A 23,462-nucleotide genomic window follows, 5' to 3' on the forward strand; every position below is an offset into this window, starting at 1 on the left:
GCGTGCCCTATTACTGCCCACCTTCCGCCAAGCTCCGCGCCGCCCTCAAGGATCGCTTCGGCCGCTGCTCGGGCCGCCGCCGTCTCACCCCGACGTGCGAGTGCCATGCTCTGAACGCCGAGGCTGACCACCCTCCAGATCCCGTCATGAGCCGCCTCGGCCTCGGCCGCCACCTCGCCGAACTGTGCGGCGGCTCCGGCTAAATCGCCCTGCTGTAGCTGCGCCCCCCCGAGGTAAAAGCGACAGATACGCGAGTTGAACCCGTCGCCGATCGCGTCGGCGAGGTCGCGTCCTTCCTCACCAGCTGCGCGCACCGCGATCGGGTCACCCGCGATGCTCGCTGCCATCGCCTGCAGGGCGAGGATCTGGCTGAGCCGCCACTGATCGTCCACGGCACGGGCCAGGCCGATCGCCTCGGCGAAGCATCCCCGGGCCACCTCGACGTGAGAGCTCAAGCCGGCGATAAAGCCGCAGGCTGTCAATGTCCGGGCCAGCAGAGCCGGCTCATCGACTTCGCGCGCGATCGCCAGGGCCTGTTCGGCCTGATCCATGCTCGCATCCATGCTCGCGGCGGCGCCGGCCCAAGCATCAAGCACCGCCTTGTCGGCGAGCGCCCGCGCGCGCACCGCGGCCGCCACCTCGAGGTGCTGCGCGTTGAGATCGGCGAGGGCGGTGTCGAACCAGGCCAGCCCTTCCCGGAGGCGCCCCCGCGCGAGCCACAATGGCTGCAGCGAGGACGCCAGCGCCAACGCCAGCTCGGTATCGGAGTTTTCCCGGCTCCACCCAAAAGCGGCGCGCAGATTGTCGATCTCGATCTCGGCCTGCTCGAGACGCCGCTCATAATCACTGCCTGCCGGCGCGTCGAGTGCGGCGGCCAGCGTCGTGAAGTGGTCGCGGTGGCGCGCCCGCACTGCGTCGGCTTCGCCGGATTCGCCGAGTTTTTCCAGGGCGTATTGGCGCACCGTCTCCAGCAGCCGATAGCGGGTTCGGTCCCCGCTGACCCCGCCTTCACTGGCGACCACCAGTGACTTGTCCACTAGCAGGGTGAGCTGATCGAGCACCTGGTAGCGCGCCACGTCACCACCGCCGGCGACCGCTCGGGCAGCGTCGAAGTCGAATCCGCCCAGAAACACCGCCAGCCGGCGAAACAACACCCGCTCCGGCTCGGTCAACAGCGCGTGCGACCAGTCGACCGAGGCGCGCACCACCGGTCAACAAACGGAACCGGTCATGCAGGCTGTCGAGGATCTCGTTCAGTGACAACGCGCGCACCCGCGCGGCCGCGAGCTCGATGGCCAGCGGCAAACCATCGAGGCGTCGACAGATCTCGGTCACCGCCGCGGCATTGTCGTCGCTGACCGCGAAACCGGGCCGCGCGTGCCGGGCCCGGTCGGTGAACATTTCAATGGCGTCATCGGCCAGCGACAGCGACGGCACCCGCCAACTCACCTCACCGGCCAGCCCGATCGCCTCACGGCTCGTCGCGAGCAAGGTCAGCCTCGCCGCCCCACTCAGCACAGCGACAACCAGCTCGGCGCTGGCATCCAGCAGATGCTCGCAGTTGTCCAGCACCACCAGCAGCTGACGGTCGCGAACAAACCGCAGCAGGCTGTCCATGGTGGAGCGGCCCGGTTGATCCGGCAGCCCCACTGCCCGCGCCACCGTCAGCGGCACCAGCTCGGGGTCGGTGATCGGCGCCAGATCCACGTACCAGACCCCGTCGCCGAACTCACCGGTCATCTGGGCCGCGACCTGGATCGCCAGCCGGGTTTTGCCCACCCCGCCCGCGCCGGTCAACGTCACCACCCGGTTCTGCGCCAGCAGCTCCCGCAGCTGGGTCAGCTGCGCGTCGCGGCCCACGAAACTGGTCAGCTGTACCGGAAGATTAGTGTCCGCAACGGCTTTCGGCGTGCGTAGCGGCGGGAACTCGTTCACCAGGTCGGGGTGGCACAGCTGCACCACCCGCTCCGGACGGGGCAGATCCCGCAACCGGTGGCTTCCCAGTTCGGTCAGCCACGCGTCGTCGGGGAGTCGGTCGAGGACTAGCGCTTCGGTGACACCCGATAGCAGGGTTTGGCCGCCGTGGCCCAGATCGCGCAGCCTTGCGGTGCGGTTGATGGTCGGGCCGGCGTAGTTGCCTTCGTCGCGCAGCTGGATTTCGCCGGAGTGCACACCGATCCGTAACCGGATCGGCGCCAGCGGAGCTCGCTGCATCTCCAGGGCCGCCGCCACCGCATCGGAGGCGCGGGCGAAGGCCGCCACGAAGCTGTCGCCCTCACCCTGTTCGACCGGGCGCACGCCGTCGTGGGCGGTGATGGTCTGCGACACCGTCTGATTCAGCCGAGCCATGGCTGTGGTCATCTGCTCGGGCTGGGTTTCCCAGAGCCGGGTGGAGCCCTCGACGTCGGCCAGCAGCAACGTCACGGTGCCCGTCGGCAAAAGCCCGCTCACGCCCAGCTCGCTCCAGTCCACCTGCGGTAGGTCCGCGCGGGGATTGATCTCGCTCATGCTAGCCAGCATGCGGCCCCACCCACCGCAAAACATCAGCACAAACGCGTACATTGGCGCCGACGACGGAACTTACGAGCCTGCGCGGCTCGGGCTATGTTCGTCGACATTTTGGTCCAGCCGTGCAGCCTGATCGACAGGAACTATTTGAATGAAGCGGATAGCAGCAATCAACGGTGTGGCAATCGCCATTAAGGCTCTAGGCATCGGCTTGGTTGGGTGTGGTTCCCCCTCCAGCAGCAACCATGCGGCGAGCAAGACGTCAACCACGTCAACCACGACAACCACTAGCAAACCGCAATCGAAAGTGGCGCCGCGCACCACCGTTCCGGGTCCTAACCCGACAATCGCCAGCTATATCCAACAGAGCGGCATCGCCGACGCTCCCGTCCACCGCGGCGATCCCGGCGCGCCCACCATCAACCTGCCAATCCCCGACGGCTGGGCCGACGCCGGACCCGACACCCCGGGCACGGCCTACTAGGCCATCATCGACAACGGCCCCGAGGCTGCGAAATACACACCCAGCATCGTGGCGACGGTATCCAAGCTCGTCGGCGATGTAGACCAGCAGAAAATTCTCGACCTCGCGCCTGGCGAACTGAAAAACCCGCCCGGGTTTCAGCCCAAGGGCGACGGCTCTGACGACAACCTGAGCGGTTTTCCCGCCTACGAGTCGGGCGGCACCTGGGTGGACAATGGCCAGACGAAGGCTGTCGCGCAGAAAACCGTCGTCATCGAGGCCAACGACGCCGTCTACCTGCTGCGGCTCAATATCGACTGCCTCGCAGACCAGATCGACCAGGTGCTACCCGCAACAGCCACCATCGACGAAAAGACGACGATCAACGTAGGTGGATAGCGGCCGTCCGATGCCGGAATCTAGGAGCGTGGGCCCTCACCGCTTTTTTGGCGGTGACGAGCAGGTACTCCCACCCCATCACGCCGTCCCGGAGGTATTGCTCGGCGAGTTCGACGAGTTGGGCGTCGAGCGTGGCGGCCAGCACATGATTGTTGCCGATCGCGCGGTAAGCGTTGATCGTCGGGCCGTAATGGTTTTTGAAGTAGTTGTGCAGAGCGTAGGCGCTGTCGAAGCGGTCGACCGTTAGCATTCCCCGCCGAGCGCTGACATCCCCGATCCGGTCGCCGAACAGACCAGCCGCATAGTCCTCGCGTCCCCACAACGACGCTGGCGGTACACCCGGTCGCACAGTCGGCTCATATGGCCTGAGGGTGTTGAGCATCCGACCGAAGAACCCTTCGGTTGTCCAGCTGATCACGCCGATGGTGCCCCCGGATCGGCACACCCGGACCATCTCGTCGGCCGCCGATTGATGATGCGGCGCGAACATCACCCCGATCGCCGAAACGACGGCGTCGAACTCGCCGTCGCCGAACGGCAGCGATTCCGCGTTGGCTTCCCGCCACTGCAGCGTCACGCCTTGCGCGGCGGCCCTGCTCTGGGCGCGGGCCAGCAGCTCCGGCGTGAGGTCGCTGGAAATGACGGTGGCACCCGTCTTGGCGGCCGGGATCGAGACGTTTCCGGATCCTGCGGCAACGTCGAGCACCAGATCGTCGGGACCAATGTCTGCTGCGGCGACCAGCACCGGGCCGAGCGGGGCCATCACCTCCTCGGCCATCAGCGCGTAATCGCCCAGCGCCCACATCGCTCGCGGCGTCGTCGCCAGCGGCTGAGCACTGTCGGTTGAGGTGTCGATGGTCATACGACCTCCTGATGAAGACATAGGGGATGTCTGCGACCTCGTCGTCGTCGGCGGCGCGGAGGCGGATGCACGCTCCGCTCAATGACGCCGTATACGACAGTAGCACTAAGAAATAATTGCTCAGCGATATAGTAGATAACTGCTAGCCTGTTCCCAGGCTGCATTCTCTGCGGCACAAGCGCAACGTCGAGCGGACCGGACGGGGGGTATCGATGCCCACCGAAAACGCTGCGGTACAAGAAGATTCGGTCGACTTGATCACCGACGCGTTGCTGACTGCGTCCCGGTTGTTGGTGGCCATCTCGGCGCGCTCGATCGCACAGGTCGACGAGACCATCACGACTGCGCAGTTTCGAACCCTGGTCATCTTGTCCAACGAGGGTCCGATGAACCTCGCCACGCTGGCGGGCCGGCTGGGGGTGCAACCATCGGCGACCGGCCGCATGGTCGACCGGCTCGTCGGCGCTGGACTGATCGACCGGCAGATGCATCCGACTTCACGACGCGAGCTGCTGGCCGCGCTCACGTCGCGAGGCCAGCAAGTCGTGCGACAGGTCACCGCGCACCGCCGCACCGAAATCGCCCGCGTCGTCGAAGCGATGTCACCGGCTGATCGCCGGGGTCTGGTATGTGCTCTCATTGCGTTTACTGCCGCCGGCGGCGAGCCCGCGGCCTACCTGGAGGACGTCGAGGCTTAGGTCTCGGAGACCTATCGCGCCTGTAATCCGGCGAGATGCCAAGTTCCTAGACTGGTCCGGTGCGCCTCGTCTTCGCCGGCACCCCCGAACCCGCGCTGCCCGCGCTGCGCAGTCTCATCGACTCGCCGCGCCACGACGTGATCGCGGTGCTCACCCGGCCAGATGCCGCCTCTGGGCGTCGCGGCAAACCGGAGCCGTCGCCAGTGGCTCGTCTCGCGCTGCAGCAGGGCATCCCAGTGCTGCGACCGCAGCGGCCCAACACCGCTGAGTTCGTCGCCGAGCTGTCACAGCTAGCGCCCGATTGTTGCCCGGTAGTGGCCTACGGTGCGCTGCTGCGCGACGAGTTGCTCGCGGTACCGGCACATGGCTGGGTCAACCTGCACTTCTCGCTGCTGCCCGCCTGGCGGGGGGCGGCCCCGGTGCAGGCCGTGATTGCCGCGGGGGACACCGTCACCGGAGCCACCACGTTCCAGATCGAGGCGGGTCTGGACTCCGGGCCGGTCTACGGGGTGGTCACCGAGGCTGTCCGGCCGACCGACACCGCCGGCGATCTCCTTGACCGGCTGGCGATTTCGGGTGCAGCGTTACTGTCAACCACCCTGGACGGTATCGCTGACGGGGCGCTGACGCCGGTGCCGCAACCGGCCGACGGGGTCAGCGTCGCGCCGAAGGTCACTGTCGAGGAGGCTCGGGTGCGCTGGGACCTTCCGGCCCAAGTCGTCGAGCGACGCATCCGCGCCGTCACGCCGAATCCGGGCGCTTGGACCCTGATCGGTGACTTGCGGGTCAAGCTCGGGCCGGTGCACGTCGACGACGATGCGCCGAACCTTCCACAGCCGTTGTCGCCCGGCGATATTCACGTCGACCGCCGCGGCGTGCGGATCGGCACCGGCTCGGAGCCGGTGCGGCTGGGCCAAGTCCAGGCGCCGGGCAAGAAGTTGATGAACGCCGTCGACTGGGCTCGCGGGGCCCGCCTGGACTCGAGGGCGCGAGCGTCATGACCCCACCCCAAGACAAGCCGCGACGCGGCCGACCGCCGGCGCGGTCGACACAGCGGCCGGCTAGGCCACCGCGGCGCCGGCCGCTGGATCCGGCGCGACAGGCGGCCTTCGATGTCCTGCGGGCCGTGAGCGAGCGCGACGCCTACCCCAACCTGCTGCTGCCAGTTCTGTTGCGGGAAAGGAAGATCAGTGACCGCGACGCCGCCTTCGCCACCGAGCTGACCTACGGCAGCTGCCGCACTCGCGGCCTACTTGACGCGATCATCGGCGCAGCGGCCGGTCGGTCACCGGACGCCATCGACCCGGTGTTGCTCGATCTGCTGCGGCTCGGGGCGTATCAGCTGCTGCGCACCCGGGTCGACGCGCACGCCGCGGTTTCCACCACCGTCGAGCAGGCCGGAATCGAACTCGACACGGCGCGAGCTGGTTTCGTCAACGGCGTGCTGCGCACGATCAGCGGTCGCGACGAGAAATCCTGGGTCGACGAGCTCGCGCCCGACCGGGTAGCCGATCCGGTCGGCCACGCCGCCTTCGTCTATGCCCACCCGCGCTGGATCGCGCAGGCCTTCGTCGACGCGCTGGGTGCCGGCGCCGGTGAGCTCGACGCGGCTCTGGCCAGCGACGACGAGCGACCCCAGGTGCACCTGGCCGCCCGCCCGGGAGTGCTGACCGCCGAGGAGTTGGCCGGTGCCGTGAACGGCACCGTCGGCCGGTATTCGCCCTATGCGGTGTACCTGCCCGGCGGCGACCCCGCGCAGCTGCCCGCGGTGCGCGACGGCCAAGCCTTGGTTCAGGACGAGGGCAGCCAATTGGTCGCCCGCGCGCTGACGCTGGCGCCGGTAGCCGACGACGCCGGACGGTGGCTGGACCTGTGCGCCGGGCCGGGTGGCAAGACCGCGCTGCTGGCCGCGCTGGGCGCCGGGTCGGGGGCCCGGGTCACGGCGGTGGAACCGGCAGAACACCGCGCCGACCTGGTTGCGGAGAACACCCGGGGCCTACCGGTCGAGGTGGTGCGCGCCGACGGACGCCGCAGCGGTCTCGAACCGGGTTTCGACCGGGTGCTGGTGGACGTGCCCTGCACCGGGCTGGGCGCGTTGCGCCGCAGGCCCGAATCGCGCTGGCGTCGTCAACCCGCCGACATTCCGGCGCTGACCCGGCTGCAACGCGAGCTGCTGGGAGCCGCGATCGAGCTGACCCGGCCCGGCGGTGTCATCCTGTATGCCACCTGCTCGCCGCACCTGGCCGAGACGGTCGGCGTGGCCGCTGACGCGCTGCGCCGCCATCCGGTGTCCGCGCTGGACACCCGGCCGGTGTTCGAGCCCGTCGCAGATCTGGGGGAGGGCCCCTACGTTCAGCTGTGGCCACACCGGCACGGCACCGACGCCATGTTCGCCGCAGCGCTCACGAAGCTGGAGTGACCGGCTCGCCCCCCGGCAGCTACGCGGCTGGGGGTGCTGCCACACCGCGCCTTGCCACGGCGCGCATCGTCGCCAGACTAGGCTGAGCCCATGTCAGGCAAGACCGATCGGCCGCTGATCGCGCCGTCGATACTGGCCGCTGATTTCGCCCGGCTGGCCGACGAGGCCGCCGCCGTCGAAGGCGCCGACTGGTTGCATGTCGACGTGATGGACGCACATTTCGTGCCGAACCTGACGATCGGGCTACCAGTGGTGGAAAGTCTGTTGGCCGCCAGTGACATTCCGATGGACTGCCACCTGATGATCGAGGACCCCGACCGGTGGGCACCGCCGTACGCCGAAGCCGGCGCCTACAACGTCACCTTCCACGCCGAGGCGACCGACAACCCCGTCGGCGTGGCCCGCGACATCCGCGCCGCCGGCGCCAAGGCGGGACTGAGCATCAAGCCCGGCACTCCGTTGGAGCCCTACCTGGATATCCTCAAGGACTTCGACACCTTTCTGGTCATGTCGGTTGAGCCCGGTTTCGGAGGCCAAGACTTCATTCCCGAGGTGCTGAGCAAGGTGCGCACGGTGCGAAAGTTGGTCGACTCCGGCGAATTGACGATCCTCGTTGAGATCGACGGCGGCATCAACGCCGAGACCATCGAGCAGGCCGCCGAGGCCGGTGTCGACTGCTTCGTCGCCGGATCCGCCGTCTACGGTGCCGAGGACCCGGCGGTCGCGGTCGAGGCACTACGGCGACGGGCCGGTGCCGCGTCACCGCACCTGCGCTGATGAGCCGCGCCGACGACGATGATGCCGGCGTAGCCGGGATTGAGGAGTGGCGCTGATGAGCACTGCGGCGGCGGCCATCGGCTACGACGCCGCCATGCGACTCGCGATCGAGCATGCCGACCTGGTCAAGGGCAGCACCTACCCCAACCCGCCGGTCGGTGCGGTCATCCTGGACCGCGACGGCCGGATCGCCGGCGCCGGTGGCACCGAACCGGCGGGCAGCGCCCATGCCGAGGTGGTGGCGCTGCGCCGGGCGGGACGCCTGGCCCAGGGCGGCGCCGCGGTGGTCACCCTGGAGCCCTGCAACCACCACGGCAAGACCCCGCCGTGCGTGGATGCGCTGCTCGAGGCGGGCGTCGCATCGGTGGTGTACGCGGTCACCGACCCGAACCCAAAGGCGGCCGGTGGTGCCGCACGGCTGGCAGCCGCAGGCGTGCATGTCGTTAGCGACGTGGAAGCGGATCTGGTCACGGCCGGACCGCTGCGCGAATGGCTGCACAAGCAACGCACCGGCTTGCCGCACGTGACGTGGAAGTACGCCACCAGCATCGACGGGCGCAGTGCGGCCGCCGATGGCTCGAGCCAGTGGATCACCAGCGAGGGCGCGCGGGCTGACCTGCACCGCCGCCGGGCGGCCGCCGACGCCATCGTGGTTGGGACTGGCACGGTGCTCGCCGACGATCCGACATTGACCGCCCGGTTGGCCGACGGCGGCCTAGCGGACCGCCAGCCGCTGCGTGTGGTTGTGGGCAAGCGTGAAATCCCTTCGGAAGCAAACGTTCTCAACGATGACTCGCGCACGATGGTGATCCGCACCCGCGATCCGGCCGAGGTGCTCAAGGCGCTGTCCGATCGCACCGACGTCCTACTCGAGGGCGGACCCACACTTGCCGGAGCGTTTCTGCGGGCGGGCGTGATCGACCGCATCCTGGCCTACGTCGCGCCGATCCTGTTGGGCGGACCGATCACCGCAGTCGACGACGTCGGGGTGCCGAGCATCGCCCGGGCGCTGCGCTGGCGCTACGACGGCGTCGAACGGGTCGGCCCGGATCTGCTGCTGAGCCTGGTGCCCCGCGAGCCTGCGACCGGATCCGTCAGGGGCGACCGCCCAAGCCGGGAATCAGCAACGGCACCCGGCGACGATAGTCCTGGTACTGCTGACCAAACGCGCGGATGAGGTCACGCTCCTCCAAGCGGACCGCGAACAGGATGTATCCGGTCGTCGCGACCGCAAAAAGCAAGTGCCCCAAAGTCATTCTGGGTGTGACCCAGAACGCGATCAGGAAACCCAGGTAGATCGGGTGCCGGACCACCCGGTAGAGAAGCGGCGTCGCGAACTCGTGCTCGGCGGGTTGTCGCCCCCGCAGCCGGGCCAACACCTGACGCAGCCCGAACAGGTCGAAATGATCGATGAGAAAGGTGCTCAGCAGGACGATCGCCCAGCCCGCAAGAGCGACGACGGTCAGCAGCGTCCGCCAAGGCTGGGCGCTGACCCGCCACACGTCGTCGGTGATCGGGTGCCACGCGGCGACGAGAACGACCAAGCAGACGGTGGATGCAAGGACGTACGTCGACCGCTCGGCGCTGGGCGGCACGATGCGGGTCCACCGACGTTTGAAGGCGCCCCTGGCCATGACGCTGTGCTGGACCGCGAACAGCGCGAGCAACGCCACGTCGATGACCACCGCAGCGACGGTAAGGCTGCCGTCGCCGATGCCGCCGCGATCGACGCTCTTGCCGACCACATGCACACCGCGGACCGAGAAATCAGCGTCGGCGACGAATCCGATCAGGTAGAGGAAGACGGCCAGGAAAAACACATACACGGCCACGCCGTAGGCCGCGATCAGGACACCACCGGCAGAACTGCCGGCCGGCCGCAAGGATGGCCCATCGCCCCGAGCCACACCACGATTGTGCTCCGCTTCTCGGCCGCTGCCTAGGCCCGAGGCCCGACGGGTTGCTCCTCGCGCAGTTCGGGTTCTTCGGCATGGGTGCGGCGGCTGCTGATCAGCAGGCCCAACACCGCACCAACCACGCAGACGACCGCCGTGACGGTGAAGATGCCTCCATACATTTGGGCGAACGCCTGCCGGTAGAGGGTGGCCTGCGCGGCAATCCGGATCGCCAGGCTGGCGTTCTCCGGGACCTGCGCCGACAGCTTCGAAACGATGTGGGGCAGCTGATAAAAGCCCCACGCACTCAGCGCGGCCACCCCGATCAGCATGCCTGTCATCCGCGCCACCACCACCGCCGCCGACGCGATACCGTGCTGCGCCGACGGCACCACCCGCAAGCTGGCGGACGTCAGCGGGCCGATCACCAGACCCAGCCCCAGGCCGGCGACCACCAGGTCGGTGTCCAACGCGGGCAATGACAACAGCCCAAAGATGTTGTGGCGCTGGTCCAATAGGTCGATCGACCACTTCGAGATCAGCCAATAGCCGCCGGCCGCGATCATCAGCCCGACGAAGGCCATGGCCCGGTCGCCGACCTTGGTCGCGATCCAGCCGCCCAGCAGCGCGCCGATCGGCAGCGCGATCAGGAAACGCAGCAGCAGAATGGCGGCCTGGTCTTGCTCCTTGCCGAGCACGCCCTGAGCGAACAGCTCGACATCGACCAGCGTCACCATCAGCGCCGCACCGGCGCACAGCGACGCGCCGAGCGCGGACAGGAACGGCCCGAAGTGCACGCCGGTGGGCTCGATCAGCTTGGTACGCGCAAACCGCTCCCACACCGCGAAGATCACCGCGACGACCACCGCCGCGATCAGCAGCGGCTTTCCGTAGCTGGGCAGCACCTCCTGACCGTTAGGGGACGGGTTATACAGCCCGATCACCGCCAGCCCCAACGTGATTGCCAGCAGCAGTCCACCGACCACGTCGATCTTTTCCGGGTCGGCGCTGCGATCCCGCGACGGCAGGCTGAACTGGATCATCACCATTGCGGCCAGCGCCAGCGGCACGTTGATCCAGAACACGTCCTGCCAGCGACTCGTCAGCCAGACGATGAAGATTCCGTAGAGCGGGCCGAGCACGCTGCCCAGCTCCTGCGCGGCACCGATGCCGCCGAGTATCCCGGCGCGGTTGCGTTGAGACCACAGATCGGCACCGAGGGCCAGCGTCACCGGCAGCAGTGCACCGCTGGCCACGCCTTGAATGGTGCGGCCGACCACCAGCACATGCAGGTCGGTGGAAAGCGCGGTCACCACCGAGCCGACGATGAACGCGGCCAGGCTGGCCTGAAGCAGCCGTTTGCGGCCGAATCGGTCCGAGGCGCGGCCCAGCAGCGGCATCGCGGCGATGTAGCCCAGCAAGTACCAGGTGACGATCGGCGTGATGCGTTGCAGCTGGTTGATCGGGATGCCGATGGTGTTGATGATGTCGCGCATGATGGTGACCACGACATAGGTGTCGAGGGCACCGAGCAGTACGGCGAGGCTGCCCGCGCCAATTGCGACGCCGCGGCCGGCGTGCGGCGCCGTCATCCGGCTACCGGCGGCTTGGTGACCTGCACCGGCGCGTTCCAGTTCGACAGCGTCATCTGGACGGAGTTGCCCGGGCTTTGGTCCAGCTTGGCCTGCATCAGTTGGTGGTCACCGGTTTCCTGGATCCAGACCGTCGCCGGCAGCGGCTGGGTCGCTTTCAGTTGCGGCGCAAGCCCATTCACGGCGTCGGCCGAGGCCGTTCCGGTGATCTTTACCGTGCTTTGCCCGTTGATGGTCTCGCGCGATTCCGACTTGGGATTGCTGATGTTGGTCAACACGTTGGCCAGACCGGTGTTCGGGTTGAGGATCTCGGACGGGTCATAGATAGCGGCCGCAGGGCCAAAGCTCTCCCAATGGCCCGGAGTCAGCGCCGCGTACAGGGTTCCATCGTCGACCACGAACTGAGCATCGACGCTCGAGCCCAACACCGTGAGGTTGGCCTCGCCCTTGGCCGCGGTGTCAGGTGACGTGGTCAGGTCGCCGGTCAGCGTCGTGACCGGTAGTCCCTTGATCTTGCCGGTTACCGACAACACCAAGTGCACGCTCTTGACGTTTCTGGTGGTGAGGTTGGACGTGCTGAGCAGCGTGGCCGCATCCGGAAGGGGCGCGGCGGACTGCTTGGATGACGAGCAGCCGCCGACCAGAGCGGCGGCGATACTGAGGGCGGCGAGGACGGCGAGGATTGGGCGACGCGTCGGCATAGGTGCATCGTAGAGGGTGCCATTCACCCGACGCCGAAGCCCGAGGTGACGGCAGTGACGGCCACGTAGCGCCCGGACCGCCCGACTCACTAGCCTGAGGCGGTGTTCACCGGAATCGTCGAGGAATTGGGTGAGGTCGTCGGCAAGGACGACCTGGGCGATTCCGCGCGCTTTACCATCCGTGGTCCTGTCGTTACCGCCGATGCCGGTCACGGCGATTCGATCGCCGTCAACGGCGTGTGCCTGACGGTGGTTGAGGTGCTGCCTGAGGGTCAGTTCACCGCCGATGTGATGGGCGAGACGCTCAGCCGATCCAGTTTGGGCCGGCTGGCGGCCGGCAGCCCGGTCAACCTCGAGCGCGCCGCGGCCTTGAACAGTCGGCTTGGCGGGCACATCGTGCAAGGACACGTGGACGGTACCGGGCAGGTCCAGGCCCGCACGCCCGCCGAGCACTGGGAGGTGGTCCGGATCGGGCTACCCGCCGGGCTGGCCCGCTACGTGGTCGAAAAGGGCTCTATCACCGTCGACGGTATTTCGCTGACCGTCTCCGGACTAGGCGACGACTGGTTTGAGGTATCGCTGATCCCAACCACCCGCGAGCTGACCACACTGGGTCAGGCCGCGCCCGGGACGCCGGTGAACCTCGAAGTCGACGTCATCGCCAAGTATGTTGAGCGGCTGCTGGGTGCGTCGTCAGGCGGATAAGCACAACGCCCGCCTCGCCGATTGGCGAAGCGGGCGTCGTGTGAGGTGACTCGTTACAGCGGGATCCAGACTCCGAAGAAGTTGAAGCCCCACTGGTTGAACCCGGGATTCCACATCGGGTTTTCCTGGTAGCCCCAGTAGTTGATGGGGCCATACCCCCACTGCCCCCCGGGCGGTGGGAGCGGTCGGTTCCAGTCCGGCCGCGGTGGTGCGCCCGGTCCCCAGGGTGCGGGTCCATCACCCCACGGGGCGCCGTGGAAGTAGCCGCGCTGGTCGTCGCCATGCCACGGGCCGCCGGGACCGCCAGGTCCGCCGGGCCCGTGCATCCCGGGGCCGGGGCCACCAGGCCCGCCAGGTCCGCCGGGACCGGGCCCGCTGGGACCGTGACCACCCGGTCCGGGTCCAGGTCCACCGGGGTCACCTGGGCCGCTCGGTCCACGGGGTGCGGGGCCGCCCTGGGCATGGAAATTCCCTGCTGGCTGCCCGCCGTGGTCGGCTGGCGGCGCTCCAGGAGCGGCGCTGGCCGGGCCGGCACCCATACCCATCGCCGCCGCTCCAAGAGCGCCGGCGATGGTGACTCCTGCCATCAATTGCTTCAGTTTCATGGTCCTTCACCTGTCTACCTGCGTATTCAGTGGACAATCGCCCCCGACACAACGAACGCTAGAGAGCGTTCCTATGAGTCAGCTACGAGAAGCCTCTGGAGATCTTTTGCGGATATGCCCGTCGTCGCCACATACGCGAGCGACTGCTGAACGTTCCCGGTCAGTGAGCCGTGGCAATAACGGCGGCGACGTGGTGGTTCATACTGGATGCAACACCTGAGCGCTTCAGGTGGATTGTCCTGACGAGGTGGCAGCGATGACGAGGTTGGACTCCGTCGAGCGGGCGATCGCCGACATCGCGGCCGGCAAGGCTGTCGTCGTCATCGACGACGAGGACCGGGAAAACGAGGGAGACCTCATCTTCGCCGCCGAGAAGGCCACTCCCGAACTGGTGGCGTTCATGGTGCGCTACACCTCGGGATACCTCTGCGTGCCGTTGGACGGCGCGGTCTGCGACCGGCTGGGCCTGCTGCCGATGTACGCGGTCAACCAGGACAAGCATGGCACCGCTTACACCGTCACCGTCGACGCGAAAAATGGTGTAGGAACTGGGATTTCGGCGTCCGACCGGGCTACCACCATGCGGCTGCTGGCCGATCCGGGCAGTGTTGCCGATGATTTCACCCGACCCGGGCACGTGGTTCCGTTGCGCGCCAAGGAAGGTGGCGTGTTGCGGCGCCCCGGCCACACCGAAGCCGCCGTCGACCTGGCCCGGATGGCGGGACTATCGCCCGCGGGAGCGATCTGCGAAATCGTCAGCCAGAAGGACGAGGGCGCGATGGCGCAGACCGACGAATTACGGGTCTTCGCCGACGAACACGGTCTGGCGCTGATCGCTATCGCGGACTTGATCGAGTATCGCCGCAAGCACGAGAAGCACATCGAGCGGATCGCCGAGGCCAGGATCCCGACCCGCCACGGCGAATTCCGCGCGGTCGGCTACACCAGCATTTACGAGGACGTCGAGCACGTGGCCCTGGTACGTGGTGAGATCGCCGGGCCTAACTACGACGGCGACGACGTGCTGGTGCGGGTGCACTCGGAGTGCCTGACCGGGGACGTGTTCGGATCACGCCGCTGCGACTGCGGTCCGCAGCTGGACGCCGCGATGGCCATGGTCGCGCGGGAAGGCCGCGGCATTGTGCTCTACATGCGCGGCCACGAGGGCCGCGGCATCGGTCTGATGCACAAGCTGCAGGCCTATCAGCTGCAGGACGCCGGCGACGACACCGTCGACGCCAACCTGAAGCTCGGATTGCCAGCCGACGCGCGGGATTACGGCATTGGCGCCCAAATCCTGGTCGATCTCGGCGTTCGTTCGATGCGGCTGCTGACCAACAATCCCGCCAAACGAGTCGGATTAGACGGTTACGGACTGCACATCATCGAGCGGGTGCCGCTGCCGGTTCGGGTCAACGCGGAGAACATTCGATACCTGATGACCAAACGCGACCGGATGGGCCACGACCTGGTCGGGCTCGACGACTACGACGAATCCATCCATCTACATGGCGAATTCGGGGGAGCACTATGAGCGATGCTGAGAAGCGGCGCATATGAGCGGTGCCGGCGTACCCGACATCGCCCCACTGGACGCCTCTGCCATCAGCCTCGCGATCGTGGCCAGCACTTGGCACAAGCAGATATGCGACGCGTTGCTGGCCGGCGCCTGCAGAATCGCCGACGAATGGGGCGTCGAAAATCCGACGGTGCTGCGGGTTCGCGGCGCCATCGAGATTCCGGTCGTTGCGCAGGCCGTGGCCCGTGACCACGACGCCGTCGTCGCGTTGGGAGTGGTGATCCGCGGGCAGACACCGCATTTCGACTATGTATGCGACGCGGTGACCCAGGGACTCACGCGGGTCTCGCTGGACGAATCCACGCCGGTCGCGAACGGCGTGCTGACCACCAACGACGAACAGCAGGCCCTCGACCGCGCGGGGCTGCCGGAGTCCGCTGAAGACAATGGCGCCCAAGCGACGGCTGCGGCGCTGAGCACCGCACTGACCCTGCGCGATCTGCGCGGAAAGCCGTGATCGTCAAACCGGAGCGGGACAGCTGGGATGTGCAAATTCGTCCCCATCTCACGCCGTATTTCGCCTATGCGGCCGCGTTCGTGATCGCTGCGGCCCACGTCGTGGTGGGCCTGCTGCTCAAGATCAAGTCCAGCGGCGTGATCTTCCAAACTGCCGATCAAGTGGCCATGGCGGGGCTGGGTCTCGTGATTGCCGGGCTCGTACTGCTGTTCGCCCGGCCACGGCTGCGCGTTGGGGCTGCCGGATTGTCGGTGCGCAACCTGCTCGGCGACCGATTGGTGCCATGGTCGGACGTGGTCGGTGTGTCGTTTCCCGCCGGGGCACGCTGGGCGCGGATCGACCTACCCGACGACGAGTACATCCCTTTGATGGCGATCCAGGCCGTCGACAAGGACCGCGCGGTGGACGCCATGGACACCGTGCGGACGCTGCTGGCGCGATACCGACCCGACCTGCCGCCGAGCGTCACGCCAGAGTGACGCCAAGCGCTCTGCGTGACGCCAGCGTGACGCTCGGCGCATCGAGTATGCGTCGGCAACGTCGGCCCGCCGGACTAGCCTTAAACACGTGCCTGATCCCGCGACGTACCGCCCCGCGCCCGGGTCCATCCCGGTCGAGCCCGGCGTATACCGATTCCGGGACCAGCACGGACGGGTGATCTATGTCGGCAAGGCCAAGAGCCTGCGCAGCCGGCTGACGTCCTACTTCGCCGACGTTGCGAGCCTGCACCCGCGCACCCGTCAGATGGTGACCACCGCCGCCAAGGTCGAGTGGACGGTGGTCAACACCGAGGTCGAGGCGCTGCAGCTGGAATACAACTGGATCAAGGAGTTCGACCCGCGGTTCAACGTCCGCTACCGCGATGACAAGTCCTACCCAGTGTTGGCGGTCACCCTCAATGAGGAATTCCCGCGGTTGATGGTCTATCGCGGCCCGCGCCGCAAAGGCGTGCGCTATTTCGGGCCCTACTCCCATGCCTGGGCTATCCGGGAGACCCTGGACCTGCTCACCCGCGTCTTCCCCGCGCGCACATGCTCAGCCGGAGTATTCAAGCGGCACAATCAAATTAACCGACCGTGCCTGCTTGGCTATATCGATAAGTGCTCGGCGCCGTGCATCGGGAGAGTCAGCGCAGAGCAGCATCGCCAGATCGTGCTGGACTTCTGTGACTTCCTGTCCGGAAAAACCGACCGCTACGCCCGCAACCTGGAACAGCAGATGAATGCCGCGGCCGACCAACTCGATTTCGAACGTGCGGCGCGGCTGCGTGACGACCTCTCGGCTTTGAAGCGGGCCCTGGAGAAGCAGGCCGTGGTGCTCGGCGACGGCACCGATGCCGATGTGGTGGCGTTCGCCGACGACGAGCTGGAAGCGGCCGTCCAGGTGTTCCATGTTCGGGGCGGCCGGGTTCGCGGCCAGCGTGGCTGGATCGTCGAAAAGCCCGGTGACCCTGGTGATTCCGGTGAAGCGCAGCTGGTCGAGCAGTTCTTGACTCAGTTTTACGCCGATCAGGCCGAACTCGACGGCGCCGCAGACGAATCCGCTAACCCGGTGCCGCGGGAAGTCCTGGTGCCCTGCCTGCCGCCCAACGCCGACGAGTTGACGACCTGGCTGTCGGAGCTGCGCGGTTCGCGGGTGACATTGCGGGCACCTCGCCGCGGCGACAAGCGGGCACTGGCCGAGACCGTGCACCGAAACGCCAAAGAGGCTCTGCAGCAGCACAAACTCAAGCGGGCCGGGGATTTCACCGCCAGATCGGCTGCGCTGCAGAATATTCAGGAGGCGCTGGGTCTGGCCGACGCGCCACTTCGGATCGAATGTGTGGACATCAGCCACGTCCAGGGCACCGACGTGGTGGGCTCGCTGGTGGTGTTCGAGGACGGGCTGCCGCGCAAGTCCGATTACCGCCATTTCGCCATCCGGGAAGCCGCGGGCCACGGTCGTTCCGACGACGTCGCGTCGATCGCCGAGGTGACGCGGCGCCGGTTCACGCGCCACTTGCAAGACCAGCAGGATCCCAAAGTCTTATCACCGGAAGGAAAGTCGCGTAAGTTCGCCTACCCACCCAACCTGTACGTCGTCGACGGCGGGGCTCCGCAGGTCAACGCCGCCAGCGCCGTCCTCGACGAATTGGGAATCACCGACGTCGCGGTGATCGGCCTAGCCAAGCGGTTGGAGGAGGTCTGGGTGCCGTCGGAGCCCGACCCGATCATCTTGCCGCGCAACAGCGAGGGCCTGTATCTGCTGCAGCGAGTGCGCGACGAGGCGCACCGCTTTGCCATTAACTACCACCGCAGCAAGCGGTCCAAGCGGATGACCGCGTCAGCGCTGGATGCGGTGCCCGGCTTAGGCGAGCATCGCCGCAAGGCGCTGGTGACCCATTTCGGGTCGCTGGCCCGCCTCAGGGAGGCCACGGTCGACGAGATCACATCTGTCCCGGGCATCGGGGTGGCGACGGCGACCGCGGTGCTCGACGCGCTGCGAGGCGGCGCCGGATCGAATGCGGCGGCCGCGGACAGGGTCGCCGAACGGGCATCGGGATGACGGGGTAGGGGATGGACGGGGCGAATCAGGCCGGGCCGGTGGACAACACCGCGCCCGCGGAGGGCGCGGCGAATCAGGCCGATAACCACGGTGGCGCAACGGAATCCGGCATCGACGTGGTGTTGGTCACCGGTTTGTCCGGCGCCGGACGCGGCACCGCGGCCAAGGTGCTCGAGGACCTCGGCTGGTACGTGGCCGACAATCTGCCCCCTCAGCTGATCACCCGGATGGTCGACTTCGGGCTGGCCGCGGGATCCCGGATCACGCAGCTGGCCGTGGTGATGGACGTACGCTCCCGCGGGTTCACCGGTGACCTGGACTGGGTGCGCAACGACCTGGCCACCCGCGACATCACCCCGCGTGTGTTATTCATGGAGGCCTCCGATGACATGCTGGTGCGCCGCTACGAGCAGAATCGCCGCAGCCACCCGCTACAGGGAGAGCAGACATTGGCCGAAGGCATCGCCGCTGAGCGCGACATGCTGGCTCCGGTTCGCGCCACGGCCGACCTGATCATCGACACCTCGACACTGTCGGTGCGCGAACTGCGGGAAAGCATCGAACGGGCCTTCGGCGGCGACACCGTCGCGAACACCAGCGTCACCGTGGAGTCCTTCGGCTTCAAGTACGGTCTGCCGATGGACGCCGACATGGTGATGGACGTGCGATTTCTGCCCAATCCGCACTGGGTCGACGAGCTGCGTCCGCACACCGGCCAACATCCGGCGGTCCGTGACTACGTGCTGAGCCAGACCGGCGCGGCGGAGTTCCTGGAGACTTACCATCGATTGCTGACGCTGATTGTCGACGGCTATCGCAGGGAGGGGAAGCGCTACATGACCGTCGCGATCGGCTGTACCGGCGGCAAGCACCGCAGTGTCGCCATCGCCGAGGCGTTGGCGACACTGCTGGAGCCGGACGAGCAGTTGTCGGTGCGGGTACTGCACCGGGATCTGGGTCGCGAATGAGTCCACGCATCGTCGCCTTGGGCGGCGGACACGGTTTGTATGCGACGCTGTCGGCAGCCCGGCGACTGACCCCTCACGTCACCGCCGTCGTCACGGTCGCAGACGACGGTGGCTCGTCTGGCCGGCTGCGCAGCGAACTCGACGTGGTGCCTCCGGGCGATCTGCGAATGGCGTTGGCGGCGTTGGCATCCGACAGTCCGCATGGCCGACTGTGGGCGACTATTCTGCAGCACAGGTTCGGCGGTAGCGGCGCGCTGGCGGGACACCCTATCGGCAACTTGTTGCTCGCCGGCCTCAACGAAGTGTTAGCCGACCCGGTCGCGGCGCTCGACGAACTCGGCCGCATGCTCGGTCTGCGGGGCCGGGTGCTACCGATGTGCCCGATCGCGCTGCAAATCGAGGCCGACGTCTCCGGCTTGGAAGCCGACCCGCGGATGTTCCGCTTGATCCGCGGGCAGGTGGCCATCGCCACCACGCCGGGAAAGGTTCGCCGCGTCCGGCTGCTGCCTGGCAACCCGCCGGCCACCCGGCAGGCCGTCGACGCGATCATGTCCGCCGATTTGGTGGTACTGGGGCCCGGATCGTGGTTCACCAGCGTGATCCCGCACGTTCTGGTGCCGGGGCTTGCTGCGGCGCTGCAGGCGACCACGGCCCGCCGGGCGCTGGTGCTCAACCTGGTGGCCGAGCCGGGGGAGACGGCCGGCTTCTCGGCAGAGCGTCACCTGCACGTACTTGCCCAGCATGCGCCGGACTTCACCGTCCACGACGTGATCATCGACGCCGAGCGGGTACCGAGTGAGCGGGAGCGCGAGCAGCTTCGACGTACCGCAACTCAGCTTCATGCGCAGGTTCAATTCGCAGATGTGGCTAGGTCTGGTACACCTTTACATGACCCGGGCAAGTTGGCCGCGGCGCTGGATGGGGTGGGCGTGCGCGACATAGGTCCGTTGCCACCTTCGGCGAAGGCGACAGATGCGATGCCGGTGGAAAAGGAACGTCAACAGACCGGCGCAGATGGACCGGGTCGTAACGGACCGAGGGGTGACGACGTGTGGCGATGACGGCCGAAGTCAAAGACGAGTTGAGCCGCCTGGTGGTGAGTGCGGTGAGCGCGAGGCGCGCCGAAGTGACCTCCCTGCTGCGATTCGCCGGCGGGCTGCACATCGTGGGTGGCCGCGTGGTCGTCGAAGCCGAGGTGGATTTGGGCAGCATCGCGCGACGGCTGCGCAAGGACATCTTCGATCTGTACGGCTACAACTCCATCGTGCATGTGTTGTCGGCCAGCGGAATCCGCAAGACGACGCGCTACGTGTTGCGGGTCGCCAACGACGGTGAGGCGCTGGCGCGCCAGACCGGCCTGCTCGACTTGCGCGGGCGCCCGGTGCGGGGGTTGCCCGCTCAGGTGGTCGGCGGCAGCATCGCCGACGCCGAAGCGGCTTGGCGCGGAGCCTTCTTAGCGCACGGATCGTTGACCGAGCCGGGTCGCTCGTCGGCGCTGGAGGTCAGCTGTCCCGGTCCGGAGGCGGCACTGGCCCTGGTAGGGGCGGCGCGCCGGCTCGGGATCAGCGCCAAAGCGCGGGAGGTCCGCGGCGCCGACCGGGTGGTGGTCCGTGACGGTGAGGCGATCGGGGCGTTGCTGACCCGGATGGGCGCCCAGGACACCCGGTTGGTCTGGGAGGAGCGGCGGATGCGCCGCGAAGTCCGGGCAACGGCTAACCGGCTGGCGAATTTCGACGATGCCAATCTGCGGCGCTCGGCTCGGGCCGCGGTGGCAGCGGCCGCCCGCGTCGAGCGTGCGCTGGAGATCCTTGGTGAGGGTGTGCCCGATCATCTTGCCGCGGCCGGCAAGTTGCGCATCGAGCACCGGCAGGCCTCCCTGGAGGAGCTGGGCCGGCTTGCCGATCCACCGATGACGAAAGACGCTGTGGCCGGGCGTATTCGGCGATTGCTTTCGATGGCCGACCGCAAGGCGAAGGTCGAAGGCATCCCGGACACCGAATCGGCGGTGACCCCGGATCTGTTGGAAGACGCCTGACACCAAATCACGGCGTCCATACCTGGTCGATATTTTGCCCAGCTTGTTCTGACCTGCGCGCCGGTGGCGCGTACCGCTGCCGGATAAACGTGGCCTGCTCGACTTGCACGGGTGGCTGGTGCGGGGAACATCGTTGTCCTGCAAGCGGAGTCGCCCGCTACGACCGGCAACGGGACCGGCCCCGGGCTGATCGAAGTCGCGTTCTCTTGGGGTGCAACACGTACGACTCAAGCAGGTCATGCAGACGCAATAGTTCAGGCGTAGTAAACACTATGCCGCAAGACACAAAGCAACGGCCGAATGTCGCGACTGACCTTGTCAGCAAGCTTACGAAACCACAACCCCGTTCTCGCCAACAGCGCGAGCTCATGCATCGCGAAATCATCGTCTGCGGTGACGACCCGCTGGCGAAGACGATCGCCGAGGAACTCAGGGGCGCCGGCGCGCGGATAATCCAGATCACCACTGCCGCCGATCTCCTGGGCGCCGGGGTACATCGCGCGCGCGCCGTCGTCTGCGCTGGGCCCGATGACGCAGTAAATCTTGAAATCGCTTTACTGGCAAGGGAATACAGCCAAAATGTCCGCGTGGTGGCACGTCTGTCCAACGACGTGCTGCGTGGAGCGGTATCCGCCGTTAGCGGGCCCGGCGCGATCTTGGACGTCGCCGACCTCGCGGCACCATCCATCGTCGAGGCAGTTCTGTCGCGTAACGCGCACCAGTTCGAGACAGCCGGTATCGGCTTCGTTGTCTGGGGAGCCGAGGCGCCGCGCGACGGGACTCTGCGCCAGATTTACAACGACCTGGCACCCGTGGCGGTGGTCCACGGCAAGAACTCACCTACCCCGGGCGAGGTGGTGCCATGTCCGGGACGGGATCTTCAGGTCTACGCCGGCGACTGGACCTCGATGATCGGGGTGGAAGACGAATTGGAAGCCCGCGGAATCACCGTGCCTCCGCCGACCGCGACGCGCTCTCACCAATCCCGGGTGCGACGCGCAATCGATGCCGTGCGGGCCCTGCGCAATGACGTCAACCCGTTGCTTGTTCCCTCGTTGGCATTCGCGCTGTTCGTCACGCTCGGCTCGACAGCTGTGCTGCGCTTCACCTACGAGAGACCGCGGATGTCGTGGCTCGACGCCCTGTACTTCGCCTCCGAGACAATTTCGACCGTGGGCTATGGCGATTTCAGCTTCGGCCAACAATCCCCTTTCCTGCGACTGTTCGCTGTCGGGTTGATGTTCGGCGGCGCGATCGTTACCGCCATCCTTGTCGCGTTCATTGCGGACATGCTGTTGTCGCGCCGCTTCGTCCATACCGCGGGAGTCCGACGGGCACGGCATATGCGCGACCACGTCGTCGTTGTCGGACTGGGGTCAACCGGCATCCGCGTCGTGAGTGACCTGGCCGCTGCCGGATACGACGTCGTAGTCATCGAGCGGGACGAGAACAACCGCTTCCTGTCGATCGCGGCAGAACTCGACGTGCCGGTGATTTTCGGTGACTCGACGATGCGCCAGACGCTGGAATCAGCGCGTGTCGATCGCGCCCGCGGAGTGGCGGTGCTGACCCAGCACGACATGCAGAACATCGGGACCGGGATCGTCCTGCTGGAAATCTTGGGATCCGATACTCAGGTGCCGATTGTGATGCGCGTTCAAGGCCGCGCCCTGGCCGCCGCGGTGAACCGGCAATTCGGTTTTGAAAATGTGCGGTCGATCGTCGATCTGGCAGCCCCCTGGTTCATCGGTGCCGCGATGGGCTTGCAGGTGCTGGGGACGTTTTGGGTCGGGCAGCGCTCCTTCATGGTCGGCGGAATGCTCGTGACGGCGGGCAGCGAGCTAGATGGACTGCGATTGGTCGATATGTCGACCCAAACGCGCGTCATCGCGATCACTCGACCGGAAGGGCCGGTCAGCTTGCGCCCCCGCCGCGACGCGCGACTGAAAGCCGGCGACACCGTCTACCTCATCGGCCCTTACCGCGAGCTGATCGCGACGCTGCGCAAGGGCCAGCCTCCGCCGCTGACCGCGATCAACAGTGGCGCGGCGACACTGGCAGCGGCGCGTGCGCTGCACAGGCCGCCGACGCGTCGCCCACTATGGGCGCCAGAAGACGCTGAGGTTTGACGAACTGGTTTACACGTCGTAGTAGAGCGCGAACTGTTACCTGGGCGTTTGCTGGCGTTTGCTGGATTTGACCTTGTTGGTAAAGCGCCTCTGACCTGCGAAGTTATAGTTTGGACGCGTTGGCGG

19 protein-coding genes and 2 pseudogenes are annotated in these 23,462 nt (G+C 67.1%); 15 read left to right on the forward strand and 6 right to left on the reverse strand.

All coding sequences use genetic code 11. From position 1 onward, the window contains the following. A pseudogene (locus tag ACLQI9_RS13465) lies at nt 1-2,451 on the reverse strand (NB-ARC domain-containing protein); the annotation flags it as partial. Nucleotides 2,452-2,815: 364 nt separating this feature from the next. On the opposite strand from ACLQI9_RS13465, the pseudogene ACLQI9_RS13470 reads away from it, so the two are divergent. Further along, nucleotides 2,816-3,370, forward strand: a pseudogene (locus ACLQI9_RS13470) (LpqN/LpqT family lipoprotein). On the opposite strand, the gene ACLQI9_RS13475 reads toward ACLQI9_RS13470, so the two are convergent. Beyond that, on the reverse strand, nt 3,354-4,232 hold the full coding sequence (locus ACLQI9_RS13475; protein WP_442384659.1) for a class I SAM-dependent methyltransferase: 879 nt from the start codon (nt 4,230-4,232) through the stop codon (nt 3,354-3,356). The pseudogene ACLQI9_RS13470 and the gene ACLQI9_RS13475 sit on opposite strands and share 17 nt — an antisense overlap. 212 nt (nt 4,233-4,444) lie before the next feature. Between ACLQI9_RS13475 and ACLQI9_RS13480 the strand changes: the two genes are divergently transcribed. From ACLQI9_RS13480 to ribD, 5 genes are all read left to right on the forward strand, one after another. Next, nucleotides 4,445-4,930 carry a MarR family transcriptional regulator gene (locus ACLQI9_RS13480; protein ID WP_442384657.1) on the forward strand — a complete coding sequence of 162 codons (486 nt, stop codon included), beginning with the start codon at nt 4,445-4,447 and terminating at the stop codon, nt 4,928-4,930. 59 nt (nt 4,931-4,989) lie between these two features. Beyond that, nucleotides 4,990-5,931 (forward strand): methionyl-tRNA formyltransferase, encoded by a 942-nt coding sequence (gene fmt, locus ACLQI9_RS13485; RefSeq protein WP_442384655.1) that lies wholly within the window; start codon nt 4,990-4,992, stop codon nt 5,929-5,931. Next, on the forward strand, nt 5,928-7,349 hold the full coding sequence (locus ACLQI9_RS13490) for an RsmB/NOP family class I SAM-dependent RNA methyltransferase (RefSeq protein WP_442391762.1): 1,422 nt from the start codon (nt 5,928-5,930) through the stop codon (nt 7,347-7,349). The genes fmt and ACLQI9_RS13490 overlap by 4 nt, the downstream gene beginning before the upstream one ends. A gap of 90 nt (nt 7,350-7,439) precedes the next feature. Beyond that, a complete protein-coding gene (rpe, locus tag ACLQI9_RS13495) occupies nt 7,440-8,126 on the forward strand; it encodes a ribulose-phosphate 3-epimerase (RefSeq protein WP_442384651.1) in 687 nt (228 codons plus the stop codon). A gap of 55 nt (nt 8,127-8,181) precedes the next feature. After that, nucleotides 8,182-9,303, forward strand: a complete 1,122-nt coding sequence (gene ribD / locus ACLQI9_RS13500; protein ID WP_442384649.1) for a bifunctional diaminohydroxyphosphoribosylaminopyrimidine deaminase/5-amino-6-(5-phosphoribosylamino)uracil reductase RibD — start codon at nt 8,182-8,184, stop codon at nt 9,301-9,303. Here ribD and mddA read toward each other — a convergent pair. Genes mddA through ACLQI9_RS13515 form a run of 3 tightly spaced genes read right to left on the reverse strand, consistent with a single transcriptional unit; the run spans nt 9,221 to nt 12,314 of the window. After that, on the reverse strand, nt 9,221-10,033 hold the full coding sequence (mddA, locus tag ACLQI9_RS13505) for a methanethiol S-methyltransferase (RefSeq protein ID WP_442384647.1): 813 nt from the start codon (nt 10,031-10,033) through the stop codon (nt 9,221-9,223). The genes ribD and mddA overlap by 83 nt on opposite strands. Before the next feature lie 32 nt (nt 10,034-10,065). Then, the gene (locus ACLQI9_RS13510; RefSeq protein WP_442391763.1) at nt 10,066-11,613 is read right to left on the reverse strand and encodes an MFS transporter; all 1,548 of its coding nucleotides are present in this window, start codon (nt 11,611-11,613) and stop codon (nt 10,066-10,068) included. Then, entirely contained in the window at nt 11,610-12,314 is a 705-nt protein-coding gene (locus ACLQI9_RS13515; RefSeq protein ID WP_442383247.1) for an LppX_LprAFG lipoprotein, read from the reverse strand. Before ACLQI9_RS13515 ends, ACLQI9_RS13510 begins: the two co-directional genes overlap by 4 nt. A gap of 102 nt (nt 12,315-12,416) precedes the next feature. On the opposite strand from ACLQI9_RS13515, the gene ACLQI9_RS13520 reads away from it, so the two are divergent. Continuing rightward, nucleotides 12,417-13,019, forward strand: coding sequence for a riboflavin synthase (locus ACLQI9_RS13520; RefSeq protein WP_442383245.1), 603 nt, complete (start codon nt 12,417-12,419; stop codon nt 13,017-13,019). 53 nt (nt 13,020-13,072) lie between these two features. On the opposite strand, the gene ACLQI9_RS13525 is transcribed toward ACLQI9_RS13520, so the two are convergent. Then, complete coding sequence (locus ACLQI9_RS13525; RefSeq protein WP_442391764.1) at nt 13,073-13,624, reverse strand: chitin-binding protein; 552 nt, start codon at nt 13,622-13,624, stop codon at nt 13,073-13,075. Between the two features lie 256 nt (nt 13,625-13,880). Here ACLQI9_RS13525 and ACLQI9_RS13530 point away from each other — a divergent pair, with 256 nt between their 5' ends. The 8 genes from ACLQI9_RS13530 (at nt 13,881) to ACLQI9_RS13565 (ending at nt 23,336) form a co-directional block, all read left to right on the forward strand. After that, nucleotides 13,881-15,158 (forward strand): bifunctional 3,4-dihydroxy-2-butanone-4-phosphate synthase/GTP cyclohydrolase II, encoded by a 1,278-nt coding sequence (locus ACLQI9_RS13530; RefSeq protein WP_442383241.1) that lies wholly within the window; start codon nt 13,881-13,883, stop codon nt 15,156-15,158. A gap of 22 nt (nt 15,159-15,180) precedes the next feature. Further along, entirely contained in the window at nt 15,181-15,660 is a 480-nt protein-coding gene (gene ribH, locus ACLQI9_RS13535) for a 6,7-dimethyl-8-ribityllumazine synthase (RefSeq protein WP_442383239.1), read from the forward strand. Continuing rightward, entirely contained in the window at nt 15,660-16,139 is a 480-nt protein-coding gene (locus tag ACLQI9_RS13540; protein WP_442383255.1) for a PH domain-containing protein, read from the forward strand. The genes ribH and ACLQI9_RS13540 overlap by 1 nt, the downstream gene beginning before the upstream one ends. Nucleotides 16,140-16,227: 88 nt before the next feature. Beyond that, nucleotides 16,228-18,204: an excinuclease ABC subunit UvrC gene (gene uvrC, locus ACLQI9_RS13545; protein ID WP_442383237.1), complete on the forward strand. Its 1,977-nt coding sequence runs from the start codon at nt 16,228-16,230 to the stop codon at nt 18,202-18,204. Nucleotides 18,205-18,215: 11 nt separating this feature from the next. Beyond that, the gene (rapZ, locus tag ACLQI9_RS13550; RefSeq protein ID WP_442383234.1) at nt 18,216-19,172 is read left to right on the forward strand and encodes an RNase adapter RapZ; all 957 of its coding nucleotides are present in this window, start codon (nt 18,216-18,218) and stop codon (nt 19,170-19,172) included. Continuing rightward, nucleotides 19,169-20,233, forward strand: coding sequence for a uridine diphosphate-N-acetylglucosamine-binding protein YvcK (yvcK, locus tag ACLQI9_RS13555; protein WP_442383232.1), 1,065 nt, complete (start codon nt 19,169-19,171; stop codon nt 20,231-20,233). Before rapZ ends, yvcK begins: the two co-directional genes overlap by 4 nt. Beyond that, nucleotides 20,230-21,207 (forward strand): DNA-binding protein WhiA, encoded by a 978-nt coding sequence (gene whiA, locus ACLQI9_RS13560; RefSeq protein ID WP_442383230.1) that lies wholly within the window; start codon nt 20,230-20,232, stop codon nt 21,205-21,207. The genes yvcK and whiA overlap by 4 nt, the downstream gene beginning before the upstream one ends. 368 nt (nt 21,208-21,575) lie before the next feature. Next, nucleotides 21,576-23,336 carry an NAD-binding protein gene (locus tag ACLQI9_RS13565; protein WP_442383228.1) on the forward strand — a complete coding sequence of 587 codons (1,761 nt, stop codon included), beginning with the start codon at nt 21,576-21,578 and terminating at the stop codon, nt 23,334-23,336. Nucleotides 23,337-23,462: the final 126 nt, after the last annotated feature.

The sequence above is a fragment of the Mycobacterium sp. genome, from assembly GCF_052143115.1.
In the GTDB taxonomy this organism is placed as follows: domain Bacteria; phylum Actinomycetota; class Actinomycetes; order Mycobacteriales; family Mycobacteriaceae; genus Mycobacterium.